This is a genomic window from Sphingobacterium sp. CZ-UAM, assembly GCF_002000245.1.
In the GTDB taxonomy this organism is placed as follows: Bacteria; Bacteroidota; Bacteroidia; order Sphingobacteriales; family Sphingobacteriaceae; genus Sphingobacterium.
Genome location: NZ_MTCM01000001.1, coordinates 123453 through 137673, shown reverse-complemented (window position 1 = coordinate 137673; position 14221 = coordinate 123453). Strand labels below are relative to the sequence as shown.

Sequence of the window (14221 nt, the reverse complement as noted above, 5' to 3'; positions counted from 1 at the left end):
GTATTCAACTTAGCTCATCCAAGATTTAAAATAATCAGGATCTTCAATTTTTAGTGCTTCTTCGGTCAGCATCAGGGGGCGGAAAGGGTCGATCATGACCGCAAGCTCCTCCGTTTTAACTTGCCCTATACTCTTTTCTACTGTACCGGGGTGCGGCCCGTGTGGAATACCCCCGGGGTGTAATGTGATCTGTCCTTTCTCCACGGATTTGCGGCTCATAAAATCACCATCTACATAATATAGTACTTCATCTGAATCAACGTTGCTGTGGTTATAAGGTGCAGGTATTGATTGTGGATGATAGTCATACAAGCGTGGGCAGAAACTGCACAATACAAATGTATCGGTCTCAAAGGTCTGATGAACAGGTGGTGGCTGATGCAATTTTCCGGTAATTGGCATAAAGTCATAAATGGAAAATGCCCAAGGAAAATGGTAACCATCCCAGCCGATAAAATCAAAGGGATGACTTCCGTAAATATACGGATAGATCAATCCCTGTTTCTTGATCTTCACCTCAAAATCACCAAACTGGTCAAAAGTCTCGAGATCCTGTGGTACACGGATATCCCGCTCAAAAAAAGGAGCATGCTCCATCAGCTGGCCAAATTCATTACGATACCGCTTTGGCGTACGTACCGGCGAAAAAGATTCAACAATAAATAGTCGGTTGTCTGTCTCATCGAATTCCATCTGGTAAATTGTACCTCGCGGAACAACCAGATAATCACCATACTGAAAAGGAATACTTCCATACCCTGTCTTGAGTTTCCCGGTACCACGATGCACGAAAATTATCTCATCGGCCTGACTATTTTTATAAAAATAATCTGTCATAGACTGACGTGGTGCAGCCAGGGAAATGTGCAGATCCTGATTGACCAGGACAGCTGTACGGCTCTCTAGGTAATCATTCTGGGGCTGTACCTGAAATCCTTTTAAACTGGTGTGTTTAAGATGTTTTTCCCGGGCAATCTTCGGTGTAACATCATAGGGTTCACGAATCTGTTTGACCAATGTAGGTGGGTGGCAATGATACACGAGCGAATAAAGACTGGAAAAGCCATGCGTGGAGACCAATTCTTCAGCATAGAGTGTTTGATCGGGCTTTCTAAAAACAGTATGTCGCTGTGCTGGAATTTGCCCTTGTTTAACATAAAATGGCATAATTCTACGATTTAAAAAACGGTTATAAAAAATAAATGAATATCAAGTTGCCAAATAGAATCGATTGGCAATAAGTTCGAAGGGATTAGTATTGGGCAAAAACAATATCAGCTATAATTGCTCTATTGAAAGCAATATAGGGCATGGATGACGCAAAGCGATGTATTCCACGATTGATCATTTTTGTAAGTTTATAATGTTATAATAAAGGTAAGAATATTTTTCTGTTTTCAAGTCAAGAAATATTTTTTTCGAAACTTATACGATATATTTGTGTCGCATTCAAAGTTTGAATAACCAATATAATATTCCGCTATGAGAATTGTTACGTGCGTAAATAACGGCCAACACGAATTAGGTATCATGATTAATGACCGAGTATACAGCTGCTCGGCGATAGCTCCTTCCCTTCCAACCAATATGGCTGATTTTTTAGTCCGTGGAGATGAAGCCATAAACGATTTAAAGTACTACCATTCGGCACTGCAGGAAGGGCGGATATCCAAGCCCTATCAACTCGTACAAGATAGTCAACTCATAGCCCCGGTACCCCATCCGACATCGGTACGTGACGCTTATGCTTTTCGACAACACGTAGCGACATCCAGAAGAAACCGTGGACTGGATATGATTCCTGAATTTGACGAATTCCCTGTTTTTTATTTCTCAAATCATCAGGCCATACAAGGCCCCGGCCCCGTACAATGTATGCCGCTGCATCTTGAGCAACTGGATTTTGAACTTGAGGTGGCCATCGTGATCAATAAAACAGGGATAAATATTCCCGCCGCCAAGGCTGATGACTATATCGCCGGATACATGATCATGAATGATTTCAGTGCCCGAAAACTCCAGCTAGATGAGATGAAATTAAGCTTGGGGCCAGCCAAAGGAAAGGATTTTGCTACGGCAATCGGCCCATGGTTGGTCACCAAGGATGAATTGGAACCCTATAAAATTAAGTCTACGGGAGATCATATCGGCGATCGCTATAATCTCAACATGTCTTGTCGCGTGAACGGTGAACAGGTTTCTTCCGGTAATTTTGCGACGATGCACTGGACATTTGCCGAAATTATTGAACGCGTATCCTATGGTGTACGTCTCTTTCCGGGGGATGTAATTGGTTCTGGAACAGTTGGAACGGGCTGTTTTTTAGAACTTAACGGTACCGGGCGTATGGAGAATCCGGCATATCAGGATCAATGGTTGCAGGTAGGCGACCAGATCGAACTGGAAGTAACAGGTTTGGGAACACTTTCCAACTCCGTTGCATTATACCATAATTAAAACTTTTCAACAAATGAATTCTTCTTTCGATACAGTCACTTTTGAACCATCAGCTGATAAAGCAATCGTTGATAATTTAATCAAATATGCCATTGCCCCCCGTCCCATCTGTTTTGCGAGTACCATCGATGCGACAGGCAAGGTTAACCTCAGTCCTTTCAGCTACTTCAACCTGATGTCACACCAGCCCCCAATATGTGTGTTCTCGCCCTTGCGTCGCATGCGTGATGGAAGTACCAAACATACACTGGACAATATTCAGGAAGTCAATGAGGTCGTCATCAATATCGTAAACTATGCGATGGTACAGCAACAATCACTGGCCAGCACAGAGTACAGCAAGGAGGTCAATGAATTTGATAAATCGGGGTTTACGCCGATTCCTTCTTTACATGTTCGTCCGCCTCGAGTCGCAGAATCTCCAGTTCAATTAGAGTGCCGCGTAAGAGAAGTGATCGCCCTGAGCGAAGAACCCGGAGCGGGAAATCTCGTTATTGCAGAAGTCCTCTATATGCATGTGCACAAAGAACTATTACACAAAAACAATACGATAAAACAAGAGGAACTAGATCTGGTCGCCCGTCTAGGTGGTGACTGGTACTGCCGTGTAACCAATGAAAACCTCTTTATTGTTCCTAAACCACTCCGCAGTCTGGGTATTGGGGTCGATCAATTGCCAGAAAGCATCCGCTTTTCCAAAGTACTTACCGGAAACCACCTGGGACTATTGGCTAATGTAGAATCCTTACCTGTTTTAAAGCAGAATTCCCTAGAGGATAAATATTTAAACTATCTCATGCTAAACTTTCAGCAAGGTTCGCCACAATTGACACAAAAAGTACATGAATACGCGGCGCAATTGTTGGATACAGAACAATTGGAAAAAGCATGGCAGGTGCTATTAAGCCTATAAGGAGCTTCAGGCGCAAAATACTACATATGAGTAAGCGATTAAAATATCGGGAACGCAAGTGCTATAGCAAACCCATAGAAATAACAAACACACAGAAATCCGGAAACATAGACCGACAGCTATGCTTCTTTTGCGCTTGAACTAGTCATAACCTGATCAGCTGCAGTGATTCCCTGATAAAAGGCTTCTTCAAAAATAGATATGCCGCTTAAATCAGAATGCGCAAAATAGACTTTGCCAGCGATAGGTTTCGCCAGTTCTGTGCGCGCTTCGTTTGATAGAAAACCACTAACAGGACTGATCATACCATGTCCATGTCGAAAAATTTCTATACTGATGACTTCATTTTCTATTCCATAATGGGCCTTTCCCAAATCTTCCAGTATAAAATCTTTCCATTGCTGATCTGTCCAGTGGTACAGCTGTTTCCGGTTTACATTGAGGTCCCCATCACCTAAACTGTGGTAATAGGTAATTACAAAAGGGCTTTGCAGCTGGTTCAGGCTTTGGTGCTGATCATAAACATAGCCCAATCCCTTTCCATTATAAATTATATTTTCCCAGGAAAGTGTCGCGCCATCCGTAAAAGGAAAACGGTGCAATACAATCGTTGCCACAATCCAGGGGGCATAATGAAATTCTTTCGTCAATGACTTACGGTTTGGCAGCAGATATTGGTTGACAAACTGCGGGCAGCAATTGATCACCTTCTGGGCTTTAATGGTCTTTGACACTTTCCCTTTGCTGTCGAATACAGACACTTCCACCGCATCTTCCCTGACATCGATCTGATAAGCCAAATGCTGATTCAGTACCTTACCATCCGCATATTTTTTCAAGTGACTGACCAACCGTCCATTCCCTTCCTGCCAGGTGAGCACCAGATCCTGATAAGTGGACCAGTCATGCTTGCGGCTCGCAAAATAATGTATACCGGCAAAAGCGGAAGTAGCCAATATACCTGTTCCATAATCGTCCCGGCAGCAGTAGTTCACATAGCTATAGATCGCTTCGGTCTTATACCCTTCCGATTCCATCCATGATCGCATGCTCATAACATCTAGCCTTTTAAGATGGTCTGATTGTGAAGCACTGCGCATCGGAATATCAAAAACATACTTCCCATCAGCTCCTTTCAATTGCTTAAACTGACCCATCTGTGTCATAAAACGATCTATTTCAGCCGCCTCCTGCTGGGACAATCCATAGCTAGGAACAATACCTTCCTGCCAGATATTATGAATAAAAAGTCGCTCCTGCGGAGCAAAGGACAATTGTTCCGCATCAAATAATGGAACACCTTGATTCGTCCAGCCGACGATAATTTTCGATTCCTCCAAAAACCGCAGCAGTTCAATATTGGAAGCATTTGGAATAGGAAGATAATGTGCTCCCAGCGGATAACGACTATAAGCATTCTCGCCATGACGCGCATTCCCCCCCACTTCCGATTCCATATCCAATAGCAGAAAATCTCCCCTTCCGTTCTGTTGCAAACGATAAGCCGCAGACAAGCCAGTTATACCGCCGCCGAGAATCAGGATGGGTATTTCAATAACTGTTGTCGGTTTGGGAAAATCGGGAAACCGAAGGCGATGCCCCAAAATATGATCTGTCCCTGTCAGCCGTAAAAAAATATGGTTTGCTTTTTTCTTGCAGGCCTGAGCAAATTGCATTCCGATTGCCCCCAAGAATGCAAGCTTAAGGAAACCGCGTCGCGAGGGATTAAATCTTACTCCATTCTTCATCAAAATACCGCACTAAAATCTGATTGTCCAAACCATTTATTTCTACATGATCCGCACGCATGTCTGGTGGAAAATCAGTCAGTTCTCCAAAATGATAATTGTAATACCGTAGCTTGTCCACACGTCGGGTAATACGCTTAAACTGCTGCCTCATATCGGCCGAAAACAGACAGAATCCCCATTCGCCAAAGGAAGGCACATAGGTATGATAAGCGACTGTATTTGGAAAAACTGTACTGATCGTCTCATGGATACACCAGTACGATTTGGGAGCAAAATAAGGCGAGGTGGTCTGTACCGAAACCATGGTATAGGGCGTCATAAGCGGCGATAGACTTTGGTAAAAACTCGTCGTATATAACTTTCCAAGGCTATAGTTTGATGGGTCCGGAAAATCAATAATCATAACATCGTACTTTTCCTTCGCCGATTTTGCCCAGATAAATGCGTCCTGATTGATGACTTTTACCCGGGCATCTTTCAGCGAACCTTTGTTATGATTGACCAATAATTCATTGGTCTGGAATAACTTGGTCATCCCTTCATCCAGATCTACCAACGTAACTTTTTTTACACCGGGATATTTCAGGATCTCGCGGACAGCTAATCCGTCTCCACCACCAAATACCAAAACATTGGAAACATCTTTCGCCATAGACATCGCTGGATGCACCAACACCTCATGATACCGATATTCATCCTTGGTGTTGAACTGTAAATTATTGTTCAGAAACAATTGATATTCACCCTTGCTCTCCGTCAGAACGATACGTTGATAGGGTGTAGAATGCTTATAGATAATATTATTCCCATATAACTGACTTTCGGAATATTGAAGCAAGTTATCGGAATAAAAAAAGACAACCGAAAGCAGGGTCAGGCAAGCGATAGACTTGGCTTTTATCCAATTTGGATTTTTGAGCCTTTTAGCAAGATAGAAGGATAGAAAGACGCCTACCAGAATATTGATTATTCCGAAAAACAGGGATGTTCCCATTACGCCCAACTTGGGGATAAGCAGAATAGGAAACAGTACCGAAGCAATCAGCGCACCGATATAATCAAAGGCAAATACATTGGAAACCAAATCCCTAAACTGGACTCGGTCTTTTAGAATATTCATCAGTAAGGGTATCTCCATGCCGCAAAGACAGCCTGTCAGAAAAACAAAGAAATAGAGTACAAATTGAAAGTGCTCAACCTGCTGGAACAGTAAAAATAAAACGACTGAACTACAGCCACCGATAATCCCGATCAAAAGTTCAATGTCTATAAACCGATCAAAAAGGTTTTTCGTAATATACTTTGCCAAAAATGACCCCACCCCCATTGAGAATAGGTAGGTACCGATAATAAATGAAAACTGCTTGACTGAATCTCCCAACAGATAGCTCGCCAAAGCTCCTGCAACCAGCTCATAGATGAGCCCACAAGTAGCAATGATAAATACCGCAAATAAGAGAAAAATGGGCAGATTGCTCTTTTTACCCATGTATTGCCGCAGCTATTATGATCGATATGCCTAATATAAAAGCAGCAAAAACAATCGCCAAAGCCATATTCTTGTTCTTTACGATCTCCTGCCAGGACTTCTCGGGTGTCAGTCGCTCGATAAGCCAATAGGCCAATAACAATACAGCAATTCCAATAAGCGAATAAATCAATGATGCTGCAATTCCTTTATAAAACAATTCGTAATTCATTTTTATATCAATTTTTATTTATGACCTGAACCATATCCACTATAACTACCACCGCTACCGTAAAAAGATCGATAATAATGCGATCTTGATCCTGTATAGGTATGGTCTTCCAACGTGCTTGTCCGCAATGTAGTCCTACAATTGGTTGAGGAATTTACAAATAAGCTAACAGCAATGAAAAAAGCAAAAAAAGCAATTAAAGCTACCCCCAGCCAATCAAATTTTAAGATATCAACGTAACTTAGTCCCTCTCCCCGAGCTACAAAATCCTTATTTTTAATTGCTAGCATATTATGTCTGAAAATCCCCACAAGGACCACGAGTCCAACTAGACAAGTAATCAAAAAAACATAACTGGTACCCCCGTACGTCAATTTATAATCTTCATTAAGTTCAAAATTAACAGCCATATCAGTGGAACCATTCGATGAAGAGGTCACGAAAACAAGGTGATAGACCCCCGGTTGGATACGGCAAAAATCAACGGTCAATCCACTTGCATAATTAATGTCATTATTATCGTGGACAGCTGTACCGGTCTCTATAATCTCATTTGTTTTTTCATTAACTAGTTTGATCATCAGCTGGATGGGATGGTTCTTAGATTCCGATATTCCCTCCAGGACCAGTTTTTTGGGTTTATCGCCTTTTAATTCAAAGGAAGCGCCGACAAATTCCGAGTTTGTTTTTTTAGCGAAGAATTTTTCATCAAACTTATACTCATCCTTCCCAATCTGCCCCCAATTTAAAAACCAGAATAAAGCGGCCAAAAGTAAAACAGCAAGAATTCCGATGTTTCTCAGTTTCGTGCCCGCGATTTCTTTTTGAGCTGTGTAGCTTTTATAAATGTCAAAGATTTGATAATAGTCCTCATCATCTAGGTAAATCCCTTGATAATACTGCACATCGTTATCAATAAATTCCTGAGAAATAAACCGATCCTCATTAACGACCTGAATATAGGTATTGGTTGTTGACGGCGACTCCAGATCTTCGAACACAAATCCCTCCGCATAGACCACCGTTTGCTCCTCCGTATACTCGAGGTTGTATTTTACGTTATTGAACTTGCAGATATTACTCTGCGGCAAAAGCATCACCTTTTCCCGTTCAACGGTATGTAAAGCACATGCATAATCTACTCCATCGCTGAAGTAGATGTCTTCTCTATTCGCATTTAATCCCACAAACTCGTTGCCATATTCGCCATTTTTTGAATAGCGCTGTATCTTGGTGATGATCCAGTAGCTATTTTTCTTGAAGCGAACCAGTTCTCCCAAACTAGCCCATTGCATCATTAAAGGAGCGGAAAATTCCTTTACATAAGTTAATGTTTCAAGTGTTGAACCTTTAAAATAACTGTGGCAGTTGGCACAAACGAAGCCCGAAAAGTCAGTTACCTCGATTTTGAACTGGTGTACATGGCCACATTTTTTGCAAATTACATCCATATCCTATCGATTAACAACAGTTTCATTCATGACCGTTGCATTAAAATAGCTTTTAAAAACACTACCCAACAGCAAAACTTTTTCACTGTTATCTTTCAGATAATTACAGAGATAGACATCTAATGTCAATTGTCCAAACTCAGGCCATGTATGGATACAAATATGTGATTCCATCAGACAAATTGCAGCAGTAAATCCACCGCCCTCAAAAGAATGGGTGGAAATACCTACAATTTGTAAATTATGGATATTGATTTGCTTTTTTGTAAAGTCCAAAAAAGGTTCTATATTAGTCAATAACGATACCTCCTCCACCTGCAATGTCATCAGCAGATGTTTTCCCGGAGTATACTTTTCATTCATCAGAAATAACTGGATAAATTAAACATTCCAAATATAAAAAGTTTTACCTAATTTTTATACAACAGGAATCAATCATTTCACTCAGTGATTATTTAACGCCTCCTCTTTTGCGACCCGTATGCCGTCTTCTATCAGTTTTTTCAGGCTGGGCCGTATTGCGATTATAGCGCTAAGTTTACTTTCAGCCTCTTGCGTTAGCTCATATACATGATGCGCCCACGCGATCTCGTACAGTTCTACCAGTGCGAGCCAGTTATCTGTGATCTCTGTGTACAACTGATCAAAGATATCCTTCCAACTTTTCCTGTCAAAAGATTCCGAACGTAGTTTTCCGATACACGCATGTATGGCGACCAATTTCGAGTCTTCAATTGGTATATGCGATAAATTGGGTGTTTCCTCCGTTTTTTCGTCCACAGATGGATAAGTGTCTTTATCAGCTGCACCGGCAAAGACAGACACAATCTCAGCACCAACAGCCATGTCGTAAGTTCCCCATTCCGGTTTAAAATAAATTTCCATCCGATCATTTCGGTAGACTTCGCAATCTTCAAACGAAATCAACACGACCTTGGTCTCTTGACGCAGAGCCTTCATAACAACACCTTCCACCACGATACCCGAAGAAAACCGCAAAGAACATCGTTTTCCTGGGCGAATGCCATAATCGATCAATTCTTCATCCGAGAAATCAGCCAAATCTTTAGGGCTGTTTTCCAACAAACCGACTGGAGAACCAAAGCCCTCCCGATGATAGTTTGTACCATGCTCCGCTAATTGCTTTCCTGAAAATGCCAGCGCAGTAGGGCCTACAGTTTGTAAATAGGAAATAGCCTGATCTGAGTTTGCTGTTTTAAAAACACCTGAGACTTGTAATCCGGAGCTATAAACGGCTGTACATACCGCTTGACAGTCAATCGCTTTTTCCAAACTTTGTTTGCCTCCGACCCGAAAGGCCATAGTATCTGCAAACTGGTTCAGAACTTTCATTAAATGCTCAAAATCCGGTGTCACGAACAACTGTGGCTGTGGCTTCGTAATATCATAGGCATAGTTCACAGCATCTAGATCATATGGAAGTTTAGGCACCGATTTTTGCATACAGCTGGCGCTCTCACCGATTGAAGACAATAAGCCTGCTCCATAGATTTTCGGATCTTCCAAACTGCCTATCAGCCCATACTCCACCGTCCACCAATGCAATCTGCTCAATAAGGCCATCTCCGAAGGCTCACCCATATTGTCCTGAACGGTTTTCAAATGGCTTTCAGCTTCCGCTAATTCCGCTTCGGTTGTACCGGCATGTTCTTTTAAAATGGACAAGTGGCGAATGGCTTCATACAGTTCAAAATCCTTACGGGAGGATAGTGCTTTTGTTCCAATTTCCCCAAAATACTGCAAATAAACGGCATAGTCTGGCTCACCGATAATCGGCGCATGTCCTGACGATTCGTGGATAATATCCGGAGCCGGCGTATATTCGATATGTTCCAATTGCCGGATATCTGCCGCTATGACCAATACCCGATGTGCCTGAAATTCCATAAAAGCCGACGGTGGTATAAATCCATCAACTGTTACTGCTCCCCAGCCGATTAATTTCAGACTATCATTCATTTGTTGCAGATCTGGTATACGCGCAATGGATAAGCCCGCTTTCTTCAATCCCGGGATATACGGGTAATAAGCGACGTCTTTTAAAAAGGAATAATTCTGACGCATGACATAGCGCCACAGGGCTTGATCTAAAGCTGTATAACGTTCATATTGCTGGGCGACTACAAAGCGCTTTAAATGTTTTGGCAACTGCTCCAAAACAACATTATTATATGTTTCCATTTATAATCGGTATCAAAGTAAAGTATGAGACTTTGTATGAAGGTAGAAAATAATTGTGGTTTCCGAAAGAGCAACCTTGCATTTCCACTCTTTTTTACAAAACATCTTAAAGGTATATCTACTAAAACCTTCCTAAACAATTTTAAAAAAACTTCTTTTTCCTAATTTAATTTTAAAACCAATTCCCAGGTCAACATACAGATCAGCATCTAGACATTTGTTTGAGTCAATTTGTACTGCGCCTTCAGCAATGAGCCTGCGAATCGCGGACTTACTTAGATCTTTCTTTAAAAAGTGACAAAGGTCAACAAGCTTTGCAACAGTACCCAATTGCGCATTAATATACTGTAACGATATCTCTTCAAAGTTTTTATCATCAAATGATTTCTGCTGGAACTGTTTGGCAAAAAAATCCAATGCAGCTGCGGCAGCCTGCAGATCATGGTATTGGGCCACGAGATTATGCGCAATAAGCTTTTTGACTTCCATCGGATTTTCGCCTAATTCCACTCTTGATTTTAGTACCTTCTTTTCTGTCGGGCTAAAGTCCGTCGTGAGGTCAATATAATCTGGGATTAAGCTGTCAGGAATAGACATCGCCTTGCCAAACATTTCATTCGGTTCATCCAGCAACCCAATGGTATTGTGCAGCGATTTGCTCATTTTCTCTTTGCCATCCAGTCCTCTGAGCAATGGCATACATAAGACAAGCTGAGGATCGAGGTTAAAAGATTCCTGAATTTGACGTCCCATTGCACAATTAAACAATTGGTCTGTCCCTCCCATTTCTATATCGCTTTTGATGTGTACAGAATCAAACCCCTGCAATATCGGATAGATAAGTTCATGCATGGCAATCGGCTGATTATCTGTATAGCGCCTGTGAAAATCATGCCGTTGCATCAGCTGCGCGACCGTCACTTTTGAAACAAGCTGAATAACCTCTGCAAAATCTAATTTATCCAACCAATCCCCATTAAAGACGACCTTTGTCTTTGACACATCGATAATTTTAGCTAATTGTGCAATATAGGTAGCCGTATTGTTAGCTATTTTTTCCTGATTCAAAGGCTTGCGCGCTTTATTTTTGCCTGTTGGATCACCTATTCGCGCAGTAAAACTCCCAATCAAAACCACGATTTCATGACCCAATTCCTGAAATTGCCTAAGTTTTTTCAATACCACAGCATGCCCCAAATGAAGATCTGGAGCTGTGGGATCAAACCCGAGTTTGATAACCAGCGGGCGCCCGGTTTCTTTAGATTGTTGCAATTTGGATCTCAGCCCATTCTTGGGCAACATAATTTCAATGTTTTCTTCTAAATCTGTTAACATAATGCTATAAAAACAAAAAAGCCCGAACGTTATGTTCGGGCTTAGCTATATAAATAATTAAATTTTCTAAATTTTAATAGGCATAAGGTTCCCGAACTACTATCGGGAGATAATAATTTGAGAAAAATGGAAGACGTAATATATTGTTCATTTTCTTCATTGCCTTAACAAAGGTAAGGCTATATTTCTAAAATCCAAAAAACTCAAAATAATATAGCAAACCATCCGCTCCTGTTCACGCTGCTCTGATGGCCTCAATCAACTCTTATCGGACACCCAACTATATCCATTAAATTTGTATCAAAAATCCTACTAGACGTGATTCTCATCTCCTTTTTTAGATACAGTATCCTTGCTTTTCTCCAGTAGCCTACCTTCGGCACTATATACATATCGCTCGATCCGGCCATTTCGCTTTTTCTCAACGATTTTCTTCAATAATAATTGGTTCTTAAAATATTCCCTGTAGTTCACGTCGTTGATTTTGTACAGCCGCTCGACTAGATTGTTATGCTGATATAATTCCGTATAATTGATTTTATCCTTCTTATACGTGTGTCTAAGTAGCTGACCATCTCTATTGAACGACTTGGATTCAACGACCTGACCGACACAATCCAATTTTGCCTTATAAAGTAATTTATTATCCCGGCTGTAGTCAGACCTACTATGGTCAAATTCATTTTCAATGGTATAGTAGGTATCAAAAAATGTCTTTAACACTTTCTTCTTCCCTAAATTTGGTTGATAAATCACGATCTTCTCCTGGCTAATTTTGCCATTTCGAAAATCACGCTGTACACTCGAAGTATCTGTAATGATATACTGCAGATCCAACGTTGCATCGATAAGCACATCGATTTGCTCCATCACACCATGCCGCACCTGAGCCACAGCACGTTTTCCATTTTTTTCAATCTTAAAATTTCCATCCACTAACCCCTCTTTATTGACGGCAATAAAAGCGTTCGAGGTACCCATAAATTGGTTCTGTTGCAGAATATATTTTCCCTGCTTCAATTTTGTAACTTTTCCTTTTTCAACGATCCTAATGGTATCTTTTGGAGATTCTGATAAATGTAACTGATACCGGTCTTTGTCCAAACGAACATACTCCTGTGCTACCACTATTTGCCCCGATAGAGCAATAGCTGGAAATAAGAAAAAAATCAATTTCAACATATTGTAATAAGTTTGTTGCAATACATATAATACAATTATTGCTCCAAAACCAGAAGATCGAACCAAACGTAATACAAATAGTGAATATAATGTCATACAAAATAGCTTATAGAAAAAGAAAAGGGAGAAATACCCTAAGGTAGATCTCCCTTTTATGTGGTTCAGGAGCCGATCGTATTAGACTGACTCCAAATATTGAGCGTAGCAATAGCCCTCTTCATTGTCTGTGGTCCGCACCAACCACCATTGGTCATTTGCTTTGCTAATCAGTGTGATAATTTCACCTTTTGCAGCTTTTCCCACGATAGGCTGATCTGTCCCTGGGCCCTTTCTGATATTTAAATTGCTATTCTCTGTAATCACCCTAACCTGACTACCCGGAACCTCAGTGGCCACGTCTACGTTTAAGACTACATCACCGGTCTGGAAGTTAGGATCGATATTTCCGTAAATTTCCCAGAGTTTATTTTTCACATCTGCACTAGGTGCGGTACCTCTAATTTGAAGTACGCCATCCATTTCAGCGTAATTCAGATCATTGACCCCTGAAGATTGCGCAGTATCCAAAAGAACTTTATATTTTTCTTGTAATGACATAATTTATGCTTTTTTTTATTTTTTAACTACAATACCACTTAAATCTACTTTCTTTGGATTCAGATTATCCAAACCTTGCTTCAAAGTAACAATCTTCGCCTGTTCCAAGGTTCCTGTTACCGAAATAACTCCATCTTTAACACTCGCTTGAACGGACGGAAAATCTTTCATAAACGTATTTACAGCCGCACCAAGTACAGCGTCATTATTCGACACCGTAATAGGCGCCGGTGTTGCAACAGGTGCGCTCACAACAAGATCATTTTGAATGGATTTGACATCTTTGTCTCCGGCGGTCTTTGCAATAGATTCTATCTGCTGCTTTTCTTCCTCCGAGGTTACAGTACCACTTAGGATTACTTTTCCTTTCTCGACTTCAACATCAACAGTTTTACGTCCCGTAAGTGCATTTTCTATCTTTTCCTCTAATTTATCATCAGATAATCCCGATTTACATGCAGAAAAAGAAAGTACTGCTGATGTTGCCAAAAGGCAGAATGTTAATTTGCTAAATTTCATATGTAAATAATTATTTATTAAGTTTCTATTCTTCTTACTTTAAATGAACTCATTACAACCCATTTGTATTTAAGTCAAGCATACCCCAACGATTCCGACCAAATGTGCCCCTAC

General features: G+C 40.9%; 13 protein-coding genes. 2 read left to right on the top strand and 11 right to left on the bottom strand.

The window, feature by feature from the left end:
* Nucleotides 1–9 precede the first annotated feature (9 nt).
* On the bottom strand, nt 10–1167 hold the full coding sequence (locus tag BWD42_RS00575; protein ID WP_077432548.1) for a homogentisate 1,2-dioxygenase: 1158 nt from the start codon (nt 1165–1167) through the stop codon (nt 10–12).
* 315 nt (nt 1168–1482) lie between these two features.
* On the opposite strand from BWD42_RS00575, the gene BWD42_RS00570 reads away from it, so the two are divergent.
* Nucleotides 1483–2457, top strand: coding sequence for a fumarylacetoacetate hydrolase family protein (locus BWD42_RS00570; protein WP_077432547.1), 975 nt, complete (start codon nt 1483–1485; stop codon nt 2455–2457).
* 13 nt (nt 2458–2470) lie between these two features.
* The gene (locus tag BWD42_RS00565; protein ID WP_077432546.1) at nt 2471–3370 is read left to right on the top strand and encodes a flavin reductase family protein; all 900 of its coding nucleotides are present in this window, start codon (nt 2471–2473) and stop codon (nt 3368–3370) included.
* A gap of 119 nt (nt 3371–3489) precedes the next feature.
* Here the strand turns inward: BWD42_RS00565 and BWD42_RS00560 are convergent, their stop codons facing one another.
* The 10 genes from BWD42_RS00560 to BWD42_RS00515 form a co-directional block, all read right to left on the bottom strand.
* Nucleotides 3490–5118, bottom strand: coding sequence for an NAD(P)/FAD-dependent oxidoreductase (locus tag BWD42_RS00560; protein WP_077432545.1), 1629 nt, complete (start codon nt 5116–5118; stop codon nt 3490–3492).
* Nucleotides 5096–6610, bottom strand: coding sequence for a polyamine aminopropyltransferase (locus BWD42_RS00555; protein ID WP_077432544.1), 1515 nt, complete (start codon nt 6608–6610; stop codon nt 5096–5098). Before BWD42_RS00555 ends, BWD42_RS00560 begins: the two co-directional genes overlap by 23 nt.
* Nucleotides 6603–6821: a DUF350 domain-containing protein gene (locus BWD42_RS00550; protein WP_077432543.1), complete on the bottom strand. Its 219-nt coding sequence runs from the start codon at nt 6819–6821 to the stop codon at nt 6603–6605. Before BWD42_RS00550 ends, BWD42_RS00555 begins: the two co-directional genes overlap by 8 nt.
* 14 nt (nt 6822–6835) lie before the next feature.
* Entirely contained in the window at nt 6836–8272 is a 1437-nt protein-coding gene (locus tag BWD42_RS00545) for a hypothetical protein (RefSeq protein ID WP_077432542.1), read from the bottom strand.
* A gap of 3 nt (nt 8273–8275) precedes the next feature.
* Nucleotides 8276–8635, bottom strand: coding sequence for an S-adenosylmethionine decarboxylase family protein (locus tag BWD42_RS00540; protein ID WP_077432541.1), 360 nt, complete (start codon nt 8633–8635; stop codon nt 8276–8278).
* Nucleotides 8636–8716: 81 nt separating this feature from the next.
* Nucleotides 8717–10474, bottom strand: coding sequence for an aromatic amino acid hydroxylase (locus tag BWD42_RS00535; RefSeq protein WP_077432540.1), 1758 nt, complete (start codon nt 10472–10474; stop codon nt 8717–8719).
* 132 nt (nt 10475–10606) lie between these two features.
* The gene (gene tyrS / locus BWD42_RS00530) at nt 10607–11809 is read right to left on the bottom strand and encodes a tyrosine--tRNA ligase (RefSeq protein WP_077432539.1); all 1203 of its coding nucleotides are present in this window, start codon (nt 11807–11809) and stop codon (nt 10607–10609) included.
* A 312-nt stretch (nt 11810–12121) separates the two neighbouring features.
* Nucleotides 12122–13087: a hypothetical protein gene (locus BWD42_RS00525; protein ID WP_077432538.1), complete on the bottom strand. Its 966-nt coding sequence runs from the start codon at nt 13085–13087 to the stop codon at nt 12122–12124.
* Between the two features lie 81 nt (nt 13088–13168).
* On the bottom strand, nt 13169–13588 hold the full coding sequence (locus BWD42_RS00520; protein ID WP_077432537.1) for an SH3 domain-containing protein: 420 nt from the start codon (nt 13586–13588) through the stop codon (nt 13169–13171).
* 15 nt (nt 13589–13603) lie between these two features.
* The gene (locus BWD42_RS00515) at nt 13604–14107 is read right to left on the bottom strand and encodes a BON domain-containing protein (RefSeq protein ID WP_077432536.1); all 504 of its coding nucleotides are present in this window, start codon (nt 14105–14107) and stop codon (nt 13604–13606) included.
* Nucleotides 14108–14221 lie beyond the last annotated feature (114 nt).